This is a genomic window from Thermoanaerobacter wiegelii Rt8.B1 (assembly GCF_000147695.2).
Taxonomy (GTDB): Bacteria; Bacillota; Thermoanaerobacteria; order Thermoanaerobacterales; family Thermoanaerobacteraceae; genus Thermoanaerobacter; species Thermoanaerobacter ethanolicus.
The window spans coordinates 270,790-291,088 of record NC_015958.1 but is presented as its reverse complement, the minus strand read 5'-3'; the positions used below and the strand labels follow the sequence as shown (position 1 = coordinate 291,088).

The 20,299-nt window shown below is 33.9% G+C and carries 10 protein-coding genes, 3 pseudogenes and 1 other annotated feature; of the genes and pseudogenes, 7 read left to right on the top strand and 6 right to left on the bottom strand.

Annotated elements, in window-relative coordinates:
* Nucleotides 1–107: 107 nt before the first annotated feature.
* A complete protein-coding gene (locus THEWI_RS01355; RefSeq protein ID WP_041589291.1) occupies nt 108–1,511 on the bottom strand; it encodes an ISLre2 family transposase in 1,404 nt (467 codons plus the stop codon).
* 251 nt (nt 1,512–1,762) lie between these two features.
* On the opposite strand from THEWI_RS01355, the gene THEWI_RS01350 reads away from it, so the two are divergent.
* From THEWI_RS01350 to ltaE, 4 genes are all read left to right on the top strand, one after another.
* Entirely contained in the window at nt 1,763–1,939 is a 177-nt protein-coding gene (locus tag THEWI_RS01350; protein WP_003867080.1) for a MarR family transcriptional regulator, read from the top strand.
* Between the two features lie 16 nt (nt 1,940–1,955).
* Nucleotides 1,956–2,390 (top strand): Fur family transcriptional regulator, encoded by a 435-nt coding sequence (locus tag THEWI_RS01345; protein ID WP_014062140.1) that lies wholly within the window; start codon nt 1,956–1,958, stop codon nt 2,388–2,390.
* Nucleotides 2,391–2,392: 2 nt separating this feature from the next.
* Nucleotides 2,393–3,055, top strand: coding sequence for a peroxiredoxin (locus tag THEWI_RS01340; protein ID WP_004400278.1), 663 nt, complete (start codon nt 2,393–2,395; stop codon nt 3,053–3,055).
* Nucleotides 3,056–3,196: 141 nt separating this feature from the next.
* Nucleotides 3,197–4,234, top strand: coding sequence for a low-specificity L-threonine aldolase (ltaE, locus tag THEWI_RS01335; RefSeq protein ID WP_014062139.1), 1,038 nt, complete (start codon nt 3,197–3,199; stop codon nt 4,232–4,234).
* Nucleotides 4,235–4,255: 21 nt separating this feature from the next.
* On the opposite strand, the pseudogene THEWI_RS15365 reads toward ltaE, so the two are convergent.
* The 5 genes and pseudogenes from THEWI_RS15365 to addB all read right to left on the bottom strand — a co-directional run bounded on the left by THEWI_RS15365 (nt 4,256) and on the right by addB (nt 16,127).
* A pseudogene (locus tag THEWI_RS15365) lies at nt 4,256–7,788 on the bottom strand (AAA family ATPase).
* Nucleotides 7,769–8,206, bottom strand: coding sequence for an exonuclease SbcCD subunit D C-terminal domain-containing protein (locus tag THEWI_RS14555; RefSeq protein ID WP_244262343.1), 438 nt, complete (start codon nt 8,204–8,206; stop codon nt 7,769–7,771). The pseudogene THEWI_RS15365 and the gene THEWI_RS14555 overlap by 20 nt, the downstream one beginning before the upstream one ends.
* A 45-nt stretch (nt 8,207–8,251) precedes the next feature.
* Nucleotides 8,252–8,985 (bottom strand): annotated as a pseudogene (locus THEWI_RS14550) (metallophosphoesterase family protein); the annotation flags it as partial.
* A 10-nt stretch (nt 8,986–8,995) separates the two neighbouring features.
* On the bottom strand, nt 8,996–12,688 hold the full coding sequence (gene addA / locus THEWI_RS01320; protein ID WP_014062136.1) for a helicase-exonuclease AddAB subunit AddA: 3,693 nt from the start codon (nt 12,686–12,688) through the stop codon (nt 8,996–8,998).
* A complete protein-coding gene (gene addB / locus THEWI_RS01315) occupies nt 12,666–16,127 on the bottom strand; it encodes a helicase-exonuclease AddAB subunit AddB (protein WP_014062135.1) in 3,462 nt (1,153 codons plus the stop codon). The genes addA and addB overlap by 23 nt, the downstream gene beginning before the upstream one ends.
* A 190-nt stretch (nt 16,128–16,317) precedes the next feature.
* On the opposite strand from addB, the pseudogene THEWI_RS01310 reads away from it, so the two are divergent.
* From THEWI_RS01310 to THEWI_RS01300, 3 genes and pseudogenes are all read left to right on the top strand, one after another.
* Nucleotides 16,318–17,749 (top strand): annotated as a pseudogene (locus THEWI_RS01310) (ISLre2 family transposase).
* A 290-nt stretch (nt 17,750–18,039) separates the two neighbouring features.
* On the top strand, nt 18,040–19,035 hold the full coding sequence (locus tag THEWI_RS01305) for a sodium:calcium antiporter (protein WP_014062133.1): 996 nt from the start codon (nt 18,040–18,042) through the stop codon (nt 19,033–19,035).
* 84 nt (nt 19,036–19,119) lie between these two features.
* Nucleotides 19,120–19,174 (top strand) — a sequence feature (sodium ion sensor (DUF1646 type); this cis-regulatory element may regulate processes involved in with the transportation of sodium ions).
* A gap of 74 nt (nt 19,175–19,248) precedes the next feature.
* Nucleotides 19,249–20,298 carry a DUF1646 family protein gene (locus THEWI_RS01300; protein WP_014062132.1) on the top strand — a complete coding sequence of 350 codons (1,050 nt, stop codon included), beginning with the start codon at nt 19,249–19,251 and terminating at the stop codon, nt 20,296–20,298.
* Nucleotide 20,299: the final 1 nt, after the last annotated feature.

The following is a 20,299-nucleotide window of genomic DNA, read 5'->3' as shown; positions in this document are numbered from 1 at the left end:
AAATTGTCAATGTTTTTTTGAAGATTGATAGTGTCAAGATACTGTAGGATTTTTTTAAGACAACCCCTGAAACTTAGTTAATTTCCGCCTTCAACTTATCATGCATTTTATATAACTTGCGCATATTTTATTGCTCTTAAAACCTTATATATTGGTGTTACTTTCCCTATATTCAAAACCGTAATATTATTTATTTTTTCATTTGTAGACGTTTTAACTCTCCTTACCGCCTCTTTTATTTGCTTCTTCGTTAATTTGTAGCTCCCTTCATTTATATTCTCTTTCTTACCCCATTCTATTTCTCTCAAATCTCCTCCATTCTTGCTGAATACTCTTAATTTCGCCATTAACTTTAATCCTTCTCTACTCCATCCTAATGGATTCCTACTTAATCTAGAAGAAAATACATGACTTATATGCCCTTCTGCACTGCACCCTATTACATCTTTGTCTTTACTGTATATCTCTACTCCTTCCCAATTATTTAGTATGTACCTCTTGGCCTCTTTTACCTTCTCTTTTTCTCTCTCTTCCTTTGTTACCTTTATTAGTTCATTAAATACCTTCTTTAGTTCTTCTTTATCTCCTTCATTTATTGCTCTCCATATCTTATCCCTGTATTTTGGCTCTTTCGATGTAGCTTTTAATACGTATTTGTTTAAATGATATCTGTCTAACACAAACCTTGATTTTACTATCCACTCTAATCCCTCTTTTATCCACGGCGCTCCATCTCCTGCTATGTATATCTTCTCTATCTTCTCTTCCTTGTAATTTTCTTCTATGTAATTTGCTACATCTATCCATATGTCTTCAGCTTTCTCTCCTACGTATGCCTTGTAATACACATTTTTCAGTACGTTTCTTCCGTTTCTCTCTTCCCTCCCTTCATGTATGTACACCAATCGAGGTGTTTCATCTCCACCCTCTTGTAAAGGTACATGGTCTTCATCTGCCTCTATGTATAATACCTTTACTTCTTTCTTCTCTTTTATTTCTCTCTTTACTTCTACTTCTCCTATTTCCCTTATTGCGTTTAATACCGTCTGTTTACTTAGCTCCTCTGGACATGCTTTTTTACTACTTCTTTCATATGATTCTTCTATCGCGTTTTCTACTAACTTTATCTTTACTCCCTTTTCTATCCTATCGTGCCGCCCTATCTCTAATGCATCATCCACCAAATATGTATATCTCCCATCCTGCCTAGATTTGTAATATGTCATCTCATATTCAATATCTCCAAGAATTGTCGTTAACCTCTTTTTATCTTTTCTTTCTACTATCCATTTTTCTTTCCTTCTCTTGTCTTCTTTTATTATCCTATCTAACTCTTCAATAATTGCTTCTATTACTTCACTACCTAGTTTGTCCGTGATTTCCTTTATTCTTGCTACAAGTCTTGTAATATCCATTCCTTCGTTTAATAAATCACCAAAAATTTCTATCACTTCTCTAGTGAAATTTAGAGCATTTTGTAGTATAATATCTTCAAAAATATATTTTTTCACAAGAGACACCCCTTTCTGTGATGTTTTGTTTCCTATTTCTATTTTATCACAGGGGTTGTCTCTTGTTTTTTTCACTTTAAAAATCCTACGATAATTTTACACTATCTTGAAGATTACTAATTCATTTTTAAATAATTTCTCCTCATGAAGGAAAAAATAAAACAAAAAACTGTTGACAAAACTAAAAATTAATATTATAATAAAATTGAAATTAATACAAAATTAAATTTAATACAAACGAGGTGGGATAAATGGAAGTAAAAGAGTTGGTACTAAAAACTTTAAAAGAATCCTCTGAACCTTTAAGACCAGGAGATATTGCTCAAAAAGCTAATTTAGACAAAAAAGAAGTAGACAAAGCTATAAAAGAGCTAAAAAAAGAGGACTTGATAATGTCTCCCAAAAGATGCTACTACGCAGCAAAATAATCGTGAGAAAGAAGTAATGAAAATGACTTATACAATAGAGCAATTAAAAGATTATTTAAAGAGACATGATATAAAGCCTTCTACCATAAGGATAAAAGTATTAGAATACCTTTTAAACAATAGAATACACCCAACAGCTGATGACATTTATCAATACTTGATAAGCGAAATACCAACCCTTTCAAAAACCAGTGTTTACAACACATTGGAATTGTTTATGGAAAAAGGAGTTGTAAATGCTTTATCTTTGAAAGAAAAAGAATTGCGATATGATATAAACACTTACTTTCACGGACACCTTAAATGTGAAATATGTGGCAACGTATACGATTTTCCCGTATCAGAGGAAATTATAAATGTAGAAGAATTAAAAGGCTTTGTAATTAGAAATGTTGACATAAATGTTTATGGCATATGCAAAAAATGTAATGAAAAAATTAAGGGGGTTTAAAAATGGAAGAAATTAGGATGAAATTGTTAGGAGAAAAATTCCCATCTATGGAAGTAGTGACCACTCACGGAGTAAAGAGACTGCCTGAGGATTACGCGGGAAAATGGTTTGTGCTTTTTAGCCACCCAGCAGACTTTACACCAGTTTGCACAACAGAATTTGTAGAATTTGCAAGGAAAGCTAATGACTTTAAAGAATTAAACACTGAATTAATAGGTCTATCAGTTGACCAAGTTTTCTCCCACATAAAATGGGTAGAGTGGATAAAGGACAACACAAACATAGCTATTCCTTTCCCAGTCATAGCTGATGACTTAGGAAAAGTCTCTAACCAATTAGGAATGATTCATCCAGGCAAAGGCACCAATACTGTAAGAGCAGTATTTATAGTAGACGACAAAGGAACAATAAGACTTATAATGTATTATCCACAAGAAGTTGGAAGAAATGTAGATGAAATATTAAGAGCATTAAAAGCATTGCAAACAGCAGACCAATACGGGGTGGCACTCCCTGAGAAATGGCCAAACAACTACTTAATTAAAGACCATGTAATAGTCCCACCATCCACTAATGAAGCTTCTGCAAATGAAAGAAAAGAAAAAATTAAATCAAAAGAAATTGAAGCTTTTGACTGGTGGTTTGTACACAAGCCTTTGAAATAAAGGTCACCCATAAAATATCCCTTCTTTTCGACAGCGACGACCTGCTTTGTTAAGCAGATCGTCGCTTTAGTTTGTTGACAAATGAAATTTTTATGAGATGTGATATAATGGAAGTAAGCTTAAGTTGATAGGGGGATAAAAATGAAATATATAGATTTGAGAAGCGATACAATAACTCTTCCAACACAAGAAATGCGAGAAGCTATGTACAAGGCTGAAGTAGGTGATGACGTCTACGGCGAAGACCCTACAGTGAGAAAACTTGAAGAAATGGCAGCAGAAATGTTGGGAAAAGAAGCAGCAATGCTAGTAACAAGCGGTACACAAGGTAACCAAGTCTCAATAATGACTCACACTCATCCAGGAGAAGAAATTATTGTAGAAGAAAACTGCCATATCATAACTTATGAAGTTGGAGGAGTGGGATACCTTGCAGGCGTACAGACAAAAGCTTTGAAAAGCAACAAAGGTGTCTTAAATCCTGCCGATGTAGAAAAGGCCATAAGGCCAAAGGACATACATTACTCCGTCACAAGTCTTATCTGCCTTGAAAATACTCATAACAGAGCTGGTGGCACTGTAACTCCAATTGAAATTATGAAGGAAATATACGAAATAGCTCAAAAACACAATATACCTGTTCATTTAGATGGTGCGAGAATATTCAATGCCGCTACTTATCTCAATGTAGATGTAAAAGAAATTGCAAAATACACTGACAGCGTAATGTTTTGCCTCTCCAAAGGCTTATGCGCCCCTATTGGGTCGGTAGTCGTCGGCACAAAAGATTTCATTGAAAAAGCAAGAAAATACCGCAAAATGTTAGGTGGTGGAATGAGACAAGCAGGTTTTATTGCAGCTGCTGGCATTGTAGCACTTGAAAAAATGACAAAAAGGCTACAGGAAGACCATGACAATGCAAGATTTTTAGCAGAAGGATTAAAAAATATACCGGGAATAAACCTCGACCTGGAAACGGTACAAACAAATATAGTAATGACCGACATATCAAAAACAGGAATGACTGGCAAAGAATTTGCTCTAAAATTAAAAGAGCATGGAATTTTAATAAATGGCGGAAATGATTTTGCAGTAAGATTTGTAACTCATTATTACATAAGTAAAAAAGACATTGAAAAAACTCTCGATGCAATTGAGAAAATTGTAAGACAGTTTTAGAGAGAAGGTATCCCCTTCTCTCTATGTATATTCTATTCTCACCTTACTCCCTTCGCCAGAGACGGCAGGTGGTGTAACAATTAGTTTTACAGGTACTCTGTCTTTTAATTCTTCTACATGGCTTATTATGCCCACTACCATTTTGTCTTTTTTAAGCCTTTCTAAAGAGGTCATCACTATATCCAAAAGTTCCGCGTCAAGACTTCCAAAACCTTCATCTAAGAAAAAGAATTCTAAAGGGGCTCTTCCCTTTAATTGTATATGAGAAGAAAGAGCCAAAGCTAAAGAAAGGGATGTCAAAAAAGTTTCACCGCCAGATAAAGTATCTACAGACCTTCTTACTCCGCCATTGAAGTCATCTCTCATTACAAAATTGTTGTCTGAATCAATCTCAAGGGCATACCTTCCCCTGCTTATTTCCTTAAGCCTTTTTGATGCAAAAAAGGTTATATATTTAAGCTGTCTTGCGGCAATAAAATCTACAAATTTATTCCCCTGAAAAAGATTGTCCAATTCATTTAATATATCCACTACACGCTCTAATTCCTTTTTCTGCTTCGTAAATTCTTCTACTTTTTGCAAATTCTCTTGCATATCTGAAATAGCCTTTTCTGTAGCGCCTATTTCCTTCCTTTTTTCGTTTAAGACCTGTTCCAACCCTTTAATGCTTTCTTCTAATTGATTCCATTCTTCTTCATTAATTTTCTGCCCTTGCAATATCTCCATCAGTCTGTCTATACTTTTGTTTACAGATACATATTCATTTTCAAAATTCTTAATTTCTTCCTCAATTTTTTTAATATTTTCACTGTCTAATAAATACTCCAAAGCCTCTTTTTTATCCTTGAATCCCTTTTCTAATAGAGCATTTTCTAATTTTTCACTTTGTTCCCTAAACATATTATTTAAAAGGTCCCGACTCTCAAGGGTAGATATCTTTTTACTCTCTATATTTTGTTTATCCTTTCTTGCCCTTTCTAAAGTTTCTTTTAAAGCACTCTCCATTTTTGTAATTTTTTCTTTATTATACTGAATCTCTTTTAAATATTCTTCTATGTCTCTACCTTCTGATAAAGAATCAAACTCCTGCTGCCTCTCCCGAAGGTTTTTACTTTTTTCCTTACCTATTTCCTCTATCTGTCCTTTCCTTATTGAAAGAGCATTGAGATTGTTTGAAAGGGTTTCCTTTTTATTTGTCAATTCTTCAATCGTATTTTTAAAATTCTCTATTTCATTCCTCAGCCCTTCTATTTCCCTCTCTTTTTGATTTATTTCCTCCACTTTTTCTTTAAAATCTGAAATCCCCAATTCTTCCCTTGATATTCTTAACTGACCTTCTAATTCACTGTAAGTTATACTAATAGCCTCAAGAGAAGACTCAAACTCTTTCAAAAGGCTAATATCTTTATTTATACCTTCTTTTAATCTTGTATGTTCTAAATCTAAACTTGCTTTTTCCTCCTTTAATTTTTAATTAAGGTCTCTAATTCTTCCTTACTCTTATTCCATTTTTCTAATTTTTCTTTCCACTGTATAAAATCAGACTCCATCTTATTTAATTCTTCTTCTAACTTTAAAAGGTTAATGTCTTTTAATATATCCCACAGTTTATCATATTCTTTCTTATACATCTCTTCTTTGACTTCTATTCCTGATAATTCACCTTTTAATTTAAAAAGCTTACTTTGATAGTCCATTATATCCTTTTCTAAGTTTGCCTTTATTTCCTGCTTTTCTTTTATTAAGTCTTCCTCTACCTTTTGTGCCAATCTTACATGATGAATCGAACCACAGACAGGACAGGGAACACCTTCTTTTAATCCCTCTGCCAGTTCACCTGCCATGTTGTTTTTTACAAGTTCCTCTATATCTTTTTTTACTTCTTCCAAACTATTATTTTTATTTTTTAATTTCTCTTCAATCTCTTTTATCTCATTATTTATTTCTTCTTTTATTTTTAAAATTTCTTTTAAATTATTTTCCGCCTCATTTTTTAACTTTTCTTTTTCTTTCAATTCTAAAATTTCTACTCTTTTTCTTTCTAAACTTTTTTGCAGGTCCAAAAGGTCTTCATTTGTGGGAGGCTTTTGCATTTCAAGTTTTTTTATATTATTGTCAACCTCTTGTATTTCTTTTTCTTTTCGTTTCAATAAATTATCTATTTTTTCAATATCTTTCTGCTGCTTACCTATTAGCTCTTTTAATTCTAAAATTCTTTTCTCCTTTTCTTTTTTCTCTTTGTCTGCCCTTTCAAACTCTTTCTGAATCTCAAAAGCAGCAAAAATTTTTTCCCTTTTATTCGAATCAACTTTAATTTCATTAATTCTTTTTTCCTTCTCACTTAAGCTTTTTTTTGCTATATCTATAGAATCGGACAGGGCTTTTATTTCTCTTCCTATCCCATCTATCTGCTTTTTTAAATCTTTATACTCCTTTACAAGTTTCTCCCTTTCACTATTAATCTTTTTTATCTCATCTCTCAGTTTAAAAGCCCTTTTAAGCCTTTCTTCCTTTTCAATTATGAGAGGAATTTTTTCTTCCTTTTCTTTTAATGAAGCCTCATATTCTTTTTCTACCTTCTCAAGTAATTTTTCAGCCTCCTCCAACTCTTTAGAATACTTTTCCACATCCTTTTGATTTGAAATGAGTTTTTTCTCTGTCTCCACTAAAGAGTCTATATACGGTTTTACTGATAATGCCTTTTCCGCTTTTTTTAACTTTTCCTTTTTACCTTCTATTTCTTTTAATTGCTGGTCTAAGACTTCCTTCTTCTGCAAAAATTGATTTAACTCCTGCTGTTTTTCCCATATCCCTTTAAGTTTTTCCCTTTCTTTATCTAATTTATCCTTTTGTTCTTTTAAAGTTTTCTCTTCTTCTTTTAAAATCTCAAACTTTTTCTTTAAATCTTCCAATGCTTCTTTAGTAACACCTTCGTGCTGACTCAACTTCGCAATTACCTCATTCAATAAATTACTTTTTTCTCTCTTTACATCTCTTATTCTAACAAGTAATTTGCTTCCATACTTTTCTAAGCCAAAAATCCTCTCTAACATGTCCCTTCTTTCTTTGCCTGTTAGCTTTAAAAATTCACTAAATTTCCCTTGTGGAAGCACTACAGAACGAGTAAAATCCTCTGCTGTAAGTCCAATTAAATCCACTATTTTTTGCTGAACTTCCCTATCTTTTTCTGCCAAAACTCTTTCTCCACTTTCCCCTATTTCCCGCAGTCTTGCTAATGTAGTTTTATAACCGCCGCTTTTTGCGTCCCTTTTTACATTTCTCTCAACTATATACCTTTTTCTTGCCCCATCAACACCTATTTCAAACTGGTATGTCAAAGACATAGATGTAGATTGAGTATTTATAAAATCCTTGCTATTTCTGGGAATTTTCCCGTACATTGAAAGAGTAATTGCATCTATAATAGTGGATTTTCCACTTCCTGTGGGACCAAATATGCCAAAAAGTCCTTTTTCTGTTAGGACTTCAAAATCAATAATTTGTTCTTCTACAAAACTATTAAGCCCAGCAATTTTAAGCTTCAGAGGTCTCATCTTCCTCATCCTCTTCCTTTACTATACTCATAAAAAGTTCTAAAACCTCCTCTGTTGGAGGAATTTTGTTTTCCTTTAAATAAAATTCTTCAAAAAGTTCCTTTACACTTTTATCATCTATCTCATAGTCTTCAATTTCCATCTCATCCTCTGGCAAAATTGGCTTTATTTCAACTATATCCGGTAATATGCTCTTCATTTCTTTTATCTTTGAAGAAGGCAGTGGAGACTCAGTTTTAATCTCGAAATATGCCCATATATCTTTATCCCTGTATTCATTGCAAATCTCTAAAGCCTCCTCTATACCATTACACCTAAACACTTCAATAGGCTTGTAATTTTTAAAATATATTTCCTTCACAAGTGCAGGTTCTCCTACCTTTAAATCTACTAAATAAGCACATTTAGAATGGTTCATCTCACTTTTGCTGTACTGAAGAGGGGAACCAGAATAATAAGCAGGAAGAGTAGAAGAAATTCTCTGAGGTTTGTGAAGGTGTCCGAGAGCTATGTACTGCGCCTTTTGTGGCAGGTGCCTTATTTCTACTGTAAAACTTCCTCCTAACTGAATAGGCCTCTCTGAACCTGACTCCTCACCTCCTGCAACAAAAATATGAGATACCGCAATGTTTATAGTATCTTCTCTGTATTTTTTCGAAAGGTCATTAAAAATTTCACCAACTCTTTCAGAGTAACTTTTCTGCCTTTTCTCTTCCTCCAATTCTGATGTAAAAATTTCATTTAGCCTTTTTTCACTGGGATAAGGAAGAGCTATAATTACAGCTTTTTCGCCTTTTAACTCTATTTCTAAAAAACCTTCTCCCGAATCTAAAATTTTAAACTTTCCAAAGTCTCCTTTAGGAGCAATACTTTTAGGAGTACCTAAAAGTATCACTCCATGTTCATATGCAAGGGGGCTTGCAGCTGAAAGCCTCTCTGGATTATCATGATTTCCTGCTATGACCAAAATCACTCTTTCCCCGTTGGAAAGTTTTTTAAAGTTGTGTAAAAAAGCATTTCCGCCCTTGCAGGAGGGTTTGAAGAATCGTATATATCCCCGGCAATTATGACCAGGTCTACATTATTTTCCTCCACCATCTGCACAAAATCCTCTAAAAATTTCTCCTGCTCTTCAATCCTTGAAAAATTTTCAAGGCTTTTTCCCAAATGCCAGTCTGAAGTATGTAAAATCCTCATTTTATCACCCTTAATATTCCAGAATCATTCCATTAAAGAAGAGGTAAATATATTTTTCTTTGACTCTTTTGCCAGTAATCTTTTCTAAAGCCTTTGCATAAAGATCTATCTGCACTTTATATTTTTCTTTTATTTCCTCCATCATTTCCTCTGTCACATAATCCGTCTTGTAATCAATAAGGATTATTTTTCCCTCTTCTTCAAAAAAGCAGTCAATAATGCCTTGCACAGCTATAAATTCATTTTCGTATTCTTCAGGCAAATCTTTGTAAACTTCTGTACTTTTAATTTTTATATGGAAAGGCACTTCCCTTTTTACATTTTGAGAACTTAACATTCTCCTTCCAAGAGAAGCTCTAAAAAATTCTTCAATTCTTCTTATGTCTATCTCTTTAGCCTGTGCTTCTGTCAAAATCTCTCTATCCACCATATTCTTAATTTGCTTCTTTATGCCTTCTACACTCAAATCCCCATTTAAATCTAATTTTTGCATGACAAGGTGCATAGCTATACCTTTTTCGGCTGCAGTAAGTCCTTTTTTCTTTTCTAAAAAGGCAGGGATTTTAAGGACTGTTTTTTCAAATATTGAAGTAGTGTCCTCATCTATTACTTCTTCGTTTAAAATTCTTTTAATTTCTGTAACAGAAAGTTTCGCAGGCAAATGGCAGGCTTTTTCATGAGGATATACATAATTTAAACGCCTTGTCACTTCATCATAAAATTCACTGCTAGGGCTATCTAAATCTAAGTTTTCAAGCCTTTGCAATAAGTTTGTCTCTTCCTCAACCTGTTTTTTATCAAAAATCACATCTTTTTTATTCCAAATCCTTACCTGCCACTGTGAGCTATCCTCTTCCACAGCCACATATTGTACCTGTGCAAAATCCCTTAAAGGTTTTAAATCCGCATGCTTTATAACAGCAGGACCTATCCAATCTATATAACTTTTACCTTTTAAAATTTCATACTCAGGCACCTTACTCTCCAACATAGCAATATTGCACCATTTTTTCACTTTTTCCTTTATGTCTTTAACACTTCCAACTAATATTAACTTTTCTTTTGCCCTTGTCAAAGCAACGTACAAAACTCTCATCTCTTCAGAAAGGCTTTCTAACTTTATTTTGTTTTTTATTGCCTCTTTCACAATGCTGGGATAAGAAATTCTTCTTTTGAAGTCCACAAACTCAGGGCCTAATCCTAATAAATGATGGTACAATACGCTTTGACTTAAATCCTTTAAATTAAACTGTTTACCTAAGCCTGCAACTATAACTACCGGGAATTCAAGACCTTTACTTTTGTGTATACTCATTATCCTGACTACATTTTCATTTTCTCCTACTATTTTAGCACTTCCCATATCGCCACTGCTGACTTTGAGGCGGTTTATAAAATTGATAAAGTTAAACAGCCCTTTAAAACTTGTTTCCTCGTACTGCTTTGCCCTTTCAAACAAAATCCTCAAGTTTGCCTGCCTCTGCACTCCTTGAGGCATTGCCCCTACATAGGCATAATAACCAGTGTCTTGATATAAATACCACAAAAACTCATCCACCGGCATATAAATGGCTTTCTCTTGCCACTTTTTCAATGATTCTAAGAAACTTTTAGCTTTTTGCCCTAATTCAGCCTCCCTTTGTGATACCTTTTTAAGTGCTTCATATATAGCTCTATTAGGCTCTTCTAACCTTATGTCAATTAATTCTTCTGGGGTAAAGGAAAAAATAGGAGACCTCAAAACTGCCAACAACGGAATATCTTGCATTGGGTTGTCTATCACCTGAAGGAGAGATATTATAGTCTTTATCTCCGTTGTTTCAAAGTATCCCGTTCCTGTGTCCGCAAAAGCAGGAATACCGACATTTATAAATTCTTCTAAAAATACAGGTGCCCATCTTTCTGTAGCCCTCAAAAGTATTACTATATCCCTATACTCAACAGGCCTATAATTTTTGAGGTTTTTATCATAAACCATAAAGGTATTTTTCTCATTTTGTGTAACTAATTCCTTTATCCTTTGAGCTACCACCCTTGCTTCTACTTGTATGTTGTCAATAATCTCTTCCTCTTCTTCCCCATAAACCTCTAATTCTTCCTCTTCAGGAGTTTCATCATTTTTCTCTATCAAATGTATTTCCACAGGTCCACCTACAATGGCATCAAGAGGAGGTGTTCCAAAATCTGCTCCACAATTTAACTTCTCTTCCTCTGTATAATCTATCTCCCCTACATTCTTAGACATTATTTTTTTGAAAATGAAATTTACCGCATCTATGATTTGGGGTCTGCTTCTGAAATTTTTATAAAGCAGTATCTTTTTATTTTTATCTTCCTCTTTTGAAGAATAAGTATTGTACTTTTCAAAAAATATATGAGGATTTGCCTGCCTAAACCTGTATATGCTCTGTTTTACATCTCCTACCATAAACCTGTTAGGTGTGTCTTCTCGGGCTATAGTGCTTAGTATAACTTCCTGTATTAAATTAGAATCTTGATATTCATCCACAAAAATTTCTTGGAATTTTTCTCTATACATCAAAGCTGCCTCTGAAGGCTTCACATTCCCGTTTTCATCGACTTCTGTCAAAATTTGCAGTGCAAAATGTTCAATGTCATTAAAGTCTATAATGCCTTTTTCCCTTTTTTTATCAGTATATTTTTTATCAAAAAGTAGAATCAAATCCACTAAAGCCTTTATGATAGGGTACAAAGCTTTAATTTCTTCTTCAATTTTTTCTATGTCATCTGAAAAAAACTTATTTCTTATCTCCTTAATTTTAGCTTTAACCTCATTTCTTATTTTTGTCACTTCATCTTTTACTTTATGGTCTGCATCTTTACCTGCTCTGGGAAGTCTATCAAACTCTATGGCATTTATCTGTTTTCTAAATTCCTCCCAATTTTCACAGTCTAGAAGTTTTTCCAAGCTTTCCGCCTCTATTTCAAAATTATCAAGATAGCTTTGTAGCCCATTTTCACCATGAAGCTTATCAATTGCCACATACATTCCATTTAAAAGCCCTGACATTTCTACTTTTAAACTGTCTAATATTACTGCCGCCCATTGTGAATTTTCAAAATGAAAATCCTCTTTAACTTCAAAGCTTAATAACACATCCCTAAGCCATTTTTCAGGCCAGGGAAGTGATTTTACAAAATCGTACAATTTTAAAAGAATATCTACAAGGGGTTTATCGTCCTTTGTGCCTCCATAACTTTCAACCAATGTCAAAAAATCTTCATTATCCTCTTTTTGATATAATTCCTCAAAAAGCTCCTCTACCGCCTCTAATTTTAAAAGTAAAGTTTCTGTATCATCCCCTATTCTAAAGTTAGGGTCTAAATCTATGAGAAAAAAGTTATTTCTCACTACTTCCAAGCAGAAGGAGTGAATTGTGGTGATTGTAGCTTTGTTAAGTAATGTTAGCTGATTGCTAAGCCGCCTGTCTTCCGGATTTTGGTCTAACTTAGAAATCAACGCTTCTGCTATCCTTTCTCTCATCTCAGAAGCGGCAGCATTTGTAAAAGTAACAACTAAAAGTTTATCAATATCTACAGGATTTTTGTCATCCGTGACAAGTTTTATGATTCTTTCAACTAAGACAGCCGTTTTGCCAGAGCCTGCACCTGCTGCCACCAAGAGATTACTGCCCCTTGTATTTATAGCCAGCTGTTGTTCATAAGTCCATTTGGTTTCCATCTGACTCCACTTCCTGTTCCAATATACTCCATATCTCCTCAACATCTTTACTCTTTATAATCCTGTACTCATTCCCTTTAAAATTCGTTTCAAATTGGCAGACAGAAGAGTAAGGGCAATATTTACAAGGAGTTTCTTTATCTTTTTTATATGGAGAAATTGAAATGTTTCCCTCTAACATCTGTTCGCTGAGACGTTGTATGGTCTTTTTGACGTGCCTTCTCAACAATTCAAACTGCTCTTTTGTGGCTCCTTTGGTGTTTTTGCCTACACTCCCGTCTTTATTGATTGTTGCTGGAATTATATAAGAAGTACCTTCAATTGATTTGTCCATCTCTTTTATGATTTGAGCATCATTTAAAACAAGCCCTTCCAATCTCAACTTTTTAAAAATTTGCATTTGCAACTCTTCATCTGATATATCTTTATCTGCCTTTATAATCGGGTCATCTATTTTAAAGTAGAATATGCCAGCCGGATTTAAATTTGTGTTTCCGTTTATTGCACTTTCTAATATAGCATCTAAATATATCAAAAGCTGAAGTTCTAAACCATAAAACACATCTGAAAGGTCTAAAGTTTTGTTGCCAGACTTGTAATCTATTATCCTTATATAGGCTTCATCCTCTTTTTCAAATATATCAACCCTGTCTATCCTCCCTATGAGATTTATCTCCTCACCATTTGACAGCACAATCTTTATAGGAGGATACTTTTGGTTATCGCCAAAAGCAACCTCATGGTCTAAAGGCACAAAAGAACTTCTCTTTATATGCTCAGATACCACCCATACCGCATTAGAAAGCACTCTTTTTAACCTTTCAGCAAGATATTTGTATCTGGGACTGCTGTTTAAAATATATCCTGGTATTTTTTGTATCATGTCATCCACAATAATAGCCACAGCCTCATCGCACCACTCTCTGTCAATATCCTGCCAAGTAAGTCCTTCTTCCTCCAATGCCTTTGAAAATCTGTCAAGGACATTGTGCATAAAGGTCCCTAAATCAGGAGGCTCGAAACTAAATATTTTCCTTTCTTTCGCTTTAAGCCCGTATTGGACAAAATAAGCAAAAGGACAAGCTGCGTATTTTTCAAGTCTGGATACGCTAAAATACATTTCATCCCCATACAACTTTTTTACCTTGTGGGCAGGTACTTTTTCAACCTGATTAGTGTAATAAAGTCCTTCTAAAGCCCTTGTCAATTTCGGCTTCCATGATTCACTTTTAGCATACCATTTATACACATCCAACCACAGAGGATGCATTTTGTTTGTAATATCCCATTTTTTAACTGCACTTACCATTTCATTAAAAGTAGGTGAAGGTGTTGATACGCGATTTAAATTTTCCTCTGCTGTATCCATCTCTACCACGTTGCTAAACTGCTTTATTTTAGGAAAAATCTTTTTCAAGCGGGAAATTATTATAGAGGGTCTTAAGCTTTTCCCTTCATGGTCAGCAATGGGATAGCTTATCCTTAAAAATTTACTTGTGGAAGTCAGAGCAGTGTAGACTAAAAATTGCTCTTCAAATATTTTAGTCTTTGTATCTCTGTCTAACTCCACATTATGGGAAGCTAAAATTTCCCTATCCCCATCTGTCAAAATTCCTTCCTCAAAAAGAGCAGCAGGAAATATACCATCATTTACGCCGATTATGTAAAGGGCTTTTGCATTGTGACTTTTCATCCTATCGACACTGGTAACCAAAACTTCATCAAGTGCAGGAGGAATACTTCCAATTTGATATTCATCAAATCCTATGCTGAGTATCTTCGCAAACTGTTCTACTGTAACTTTCTCTTCCCCCATCACTTCTACCAATTGATCTAAAACATCTACAACAATATCCCAAACCTGTGCGTATTGATTTGCTGTGTCATATTCCTTTTCTTCTTTGAATTTTTCAATTAATTTTTCAATCTTTTGAGGCAATTTCATTTCAACTAAAAAGTCATACAAAGTGCCACAAGCTTCTTTAATATTCTTCGATTTAGAAAATTTTTTATAAAAATCCTGTAAGGAAGTTGCGATTTTTCTTTTTATTTCATTCACTCTCTCTATTATCTCTTTTTCATCTTCCTCTATTGAAAGTCTATCAAATCTGTAATTTAACCTGTAATTCCAAACTTCCTCTTTCCATTTATCTCCCTTTATACCGTTAGCTAAAACATAATTCTCAATAAGGTTTATGTCCTCTTTTTCTAAATCTGTAAAACCTGTCTTTAGGTATCTAAAAACAGACTCATAAGACCATCTTTTTAAATGAATATCAAAAAGAGAGGTTATAAAAACGATGATGGGGTTGTTTTTTATTTCTATCTTTAGATCTATAAAATAGGGAATTCCATATTGAGAAAATATAGCTTTTATGAGTTTATGATATCTATTTAAATCGCGAGTAGCTACCACAATGTCAGAATACCTAAACCCCTCATCTCTCACTAATCTTATGATATCTCTTGCAGTCTCTTCAACTTCGCTATAGACATTGACAGCCTTAAATATGCTTATATCCTCTGTTTCTTTTAGATATACTTTGTAAGGGTAGGAAAAGAGATGTTTTTCTATAAAACTTAGTTCTTCACTTTCTCTAAATCTTTCAGGTATTTCTCCATTTAAGTACACCGGTTTTTCATAAGATATATTATTTCTTTGGCATATTTCTAAAAGTTTGTCTTCTGTCTTTTTAGTAGTGTAAAAAAGGTCTGTAGTATCAATTTCATAAGAGTTGTGTGATGTATCCATGCAGAGGGTGACATTTACTCTTGAAGCTTTCTTTAAAAGCTTTTCTATCACCCTATACTGCTTTGGCGTAAAACCTGTAAAGCCGTCTATCCAAAATTCCGCTCCTTCAAATTGAGAAGAATATTCGAGTTTCTCTGCTAAAAGAGTTAACTCATCCTCTTGGTCTATATAATTTTGGTGTAAACTCTCTTCAAATTTAGAATATATTAAACTTATGTCTTTTAGTTTTTCTCTTAATCCTAAATTATCTATTGTTTCAGTTATCTCTAATAACTTTTCAGGAGTCACTTCAAATCTTTTAAGCTCTGTTATAACTTCTGAAACTTTTTTGATAAAACCCTGCTGCCTGGAGGCTTTGGAATAAACCTTAAGGTCTTTTTGTATGTCTTCTATTATTTTATAAATAAGCATTGACCTCCCACAAGATTTCATGTGCTGACGGGTAAGGCCTCCAACTTCTGTAAATACCCTATTTACCAAAGTCTTAAAACTTAAAACTTGCGCCCTCATTTTTTCGTCTTTTTCAATTGTATTTAAAAGATATTTTTCTGCCTCAAAGGTAAATTGTTCGGGGACAAGTAGTATAAGAGGGTGGGATTTTCCATCATTCAATTTTCTCTTTATATCATTAAGGCAAAAGGCAGTCTTGCCTGTACCTGCTCTTCCATATATAAATCTTATGCTCATATCGTCCACTCCTTTAAGCGAAAGGACATCTAATATAAATGTTACCACATTATTGATGTTTGGTGAAGAGACGGCAGTGTAAAATTTAAGTAGGTGAAATGAAGCAGGAAAAAGGGGGTCAAATGTAGAAAAAAGACCTCACCACCAAAACACAATCAAAAACAAAATGAAAAGGAAGGTGAGGTCTGATATGTTAGATATTCGACACATAGTGGGTGCAATCCTGCTTTTTGCTAATGGTTTAATAAAAATAATAAAAGAAAGCAAAGACTTTTATGAACTTGAAGAAGGTATACATGAGCTTACGCAGAGAATTTCCAATCAAATTTTTGCATGGGCTTTAGAAGAAATAGATACTCGTCTTATGAAGGAACGTGATCGTAACATATGGGAAGTAGTAGGATTTAGGGCGAAACAGGTTGTTAGTACATTTGGAGAATTTATTTACAGGAGGCGTCTTTACAGAAATAAACAGACAGGAGAGACAAAGTTTTTGCTAGATGAGTTATTGGGTTGGCCATCCCGTTCCCAAATAACGCCAAGGTTAAGAGAGATAGCTGTAAAACTAAGTACAGAAATGCCGTTTAGGCGCGCAGCAGAGATATTAAGTTATCTTTTCCCTGGCATTAGTCCAATGACAATTTGGAAAGCAGTACAGGAATTAGGGGAAATTTTAAAACAAGATAGTGAAGAAAGAAGGAAAGAAGTTTTTGAATATGGAGAGGTTCCTAAAGGAGAGAAGGTTACAAAGAGACTGTATATCGAAAGTGACGGGGTGATAATAAGACTACAAAGAGCAGATAAAAAGAGGGGAGAAATAAAGCATTTAATAGCCTATGAAGGCAAAGAGAAGATAGATAAAGAGCGATATAGATTGAAGAACAAGCTAGTAGTAAGTGGATTAGGTAATAGTGAAGAGATATGGGAAGAGACTTATGCAAAAGTGGGATGCAAATGGGATATAGAAGGTGTAGAGAAAGTATACATAGGAGGAGACGGAGCAGAATGGCCGAAAGAGGGTTTAGAATATTTTCCTGCTGCAGAGTATAGATTAGATCCATATCATCTTAACAGACAATTAACAGAAGCACTTTGGTATGACGAAGAAACTTATGACAAAGTACGTGAAGCTATTTACCAAGGCGACCTACAAAAAACTGAGGGAACATTAAGGGAGGCGATAAAGAGAGCCAAAGGAGAACGTAAGAAAAAACTTACTAAGCTTTTAAAGTATTTGCTGGATAACTGGGGAGGTATAGTAAATTCTCCTGGAACAGAACGATTAGGAGCCATAGAAGGGCAAATACAGCACAATATAGCTAGAAGAATGAAGCGGCTTGGTTGTAGATGGACAATAGAAGGTGGAGACAGAATGTCTCGCATATTAGCGGAAAAGGCAAATGGGGAATTAGAAAACTATACAATGCGTTGGCCTTTTAAAGCAGGAGAAATTAAAAGAAGTAGTACAATCAAAAACAGGGAAGGATTATAAAGCTGAAGACATAGAGAAATGGTTAAAGGTGTCTCTGCCGATTTTAGAAGGTCCATTTGCAGGAAGGCCATGGATAAAATATGTTTTAAAAGAGATAACACGAGCTAATGGTTTGGCAGTAAGTGTTTAAAGCAGAAGGTTAATAGCCAGTATTTGTCATTTGAAAAGTAATAAAAATTAGGATGTTTGTTGTTTTCTTTCGGAGTAATAATTTAACATAAATAGAACATATTTCATATTTAGTAAAGTGAATTACGTGTTGGTGGTGAGGTAAGTTAGGCAAAAAATTTTTAAAAAATTTACCTACGAAAACTTGACACAGACTGAAGAGACTCAAACTATTGAATTATTTTCTCGTTTTGTGGTACAATACATTACTGTAAATGACCTAAAACACTACCCACAAAGGAGTTGTAGAAGTTGACACAAGATATAGTGATGTTGCTTTTTAGTCTCGCCTTTATACTTCTTTCCTGTATCTTATTTACAAACTCAGTAGAATGGTTTGGAAAAAAGTTAAACTTAAGTCAGGGAGTAGTGGGAAGTATTTTAGCTGCTGTAGGCACCGCACTTCCTGAAACAATTATACCAATTATCGCTATACTTTTTTATGGAGGAAGAGAGGCAAGTCAAATAGCCACAGGTGCTATTTTAGGAGCTCCTTTTATGCTTTCTACCTTAGGATTTTTGATAACAGGTGCTGCCATCATAATTTATTCCCTTTTTGGAAAAAGAACGTTGAAAATGAATGCAAATAAAAAAGTGTTTCAAAGAGATTTGACATATTTTATCTTAGTATACGCAATAGCAATTTTCGCTTCTGTCTTTAATCAAGTTAACGAAATTAGAATATCTGCAGTTATATTGGTACTTTTAGCGTACGCTTTTTATGTAAAACGTACTTTTTCAGATGAACAGCAATTGGATGAAAATATAGGAACTCTATACTTTTCAAAGTTTTTAGGAGTAAAAACTAATTTACTCTGGATAACCAGTCAATTAATTCTATCTCTTTTAGGAATAATTTTTGGCGCTCACTTGTTTGTAGGATATGTAAAAGATTTGTCTCACATGATGGGAATTTCACCTTTAATGCTTTCAATTGTCATAACGCCTATTGCAACAGAACTGCCTGAAAAGCTCAATTCTATTGTGTGGGTAAGACAAAAAAAGGATACTCTTGCACTTGGAAATATAACGGGGGCGATGGTGTTTCAGTCTTCCATACCAGTTACTGTTGGTATACTGTTTACACCATGGAACATCACAGGAATAGCTTTTTTAAGTGCCATGTTAGCTTTAACTTCAGCTATTTTAAATTTAATGTGGATAAATTTTAGAAAGTCAGTTAATCCTTTTGTGCTGATGTTTGGAGGAGTATTATACGGAATATTTTTAATCACTGTACTCCATTAATTTATATCTTCATATATCTTCATCTCTGTTGCTTATATAAATACCTGTATGTTATAATTTTAATAAAGTAAATAAAGTTTTTACGGTTGGCAAGTCTTATGACTTGTTCAAGAATTTTCGGCTTCTTGGGTGGGAAGCTCATCTTAAAGGTGAGTTTTTCCACCTTTTATTTTACAAAATAATACAAATAATAATGTAAAAGGAGGATGGATTGTGGTCATTGTTGCACTCTTAGTAATATTATTAATGATCCTAATTTTGCCTCTTGTAAATAGGCATATAGAACACAACATCGAATATTTTCTTTTTGCAATGGGAGTTGCTGCAGCATTTGTATCAGGAGTATTTTCTTATGACCTGATAGCTCACATATTTAAAAATCATCTTTTGTATTTAATAACAGCAGCCGTATTTTTATCAGGACTTTTATTTGAGATATTTAAAGATAAATTTAAAAAATTTATAGGAACAGTAGTAACTCATATTCCGCTTAAAATATTTGTATTTTTAGTAATTATTATCCTTGGCTTGACAGCCAGTATAATTACAGCCATAATAGCCTCAATAATATTAGTGGAAATAATTCACTCGTTGCCCTTAAAACACAAAGACAAAGTGGTGATTACTGTCATTGCCTCTCTTTCAATAGGCATGGGTGCTGCACTAACACCAATTGGCGAGCCCTTAGCCACAATAGTAACCTCAAAATTAAATGAAAGCTTCCTTTACCTTTTTACTACCTTAGGCATTTACATCATACCAGCTGTATTGGCTTTGGGCTTTTTGGGTTTACTTTATATTAATAAATTAGAGAAAAGTAGTCTCATTATAGAAGAAAATTATGTGGAAGAAGCAGAAGAAATTAAAAAAATTGAAAGATTTCAATTTATCTTTATTCAAGCATTTAAAATTTTTGTTTTTATTCTGGCATTGGAACTTTTAGGTGCAGGATTCAAACCTATTATTGATAATTATATAATTCATCTTGATAGCCGACTTTTATACTGGATAAACATGACCTCAGCAGTTCTTGACAACGCAACACTGGCAGCAGCCGAAATAAGCCCTGCTATGACAACAGAACAAATCCAAGCAATATTGATGGGGCTTCTAATAAGTGGCGGCATGTTGATTCCAGGAAACATACCTAATATCATATCAGCAGGAAAGCTGAATATAAAAAGCCGTGAATGGGCTTTGGTAGGAATTCCTCTATCTTTAATTGGTTTAGTTATATATTTTATCATTCATTTTGTAGTCTGAT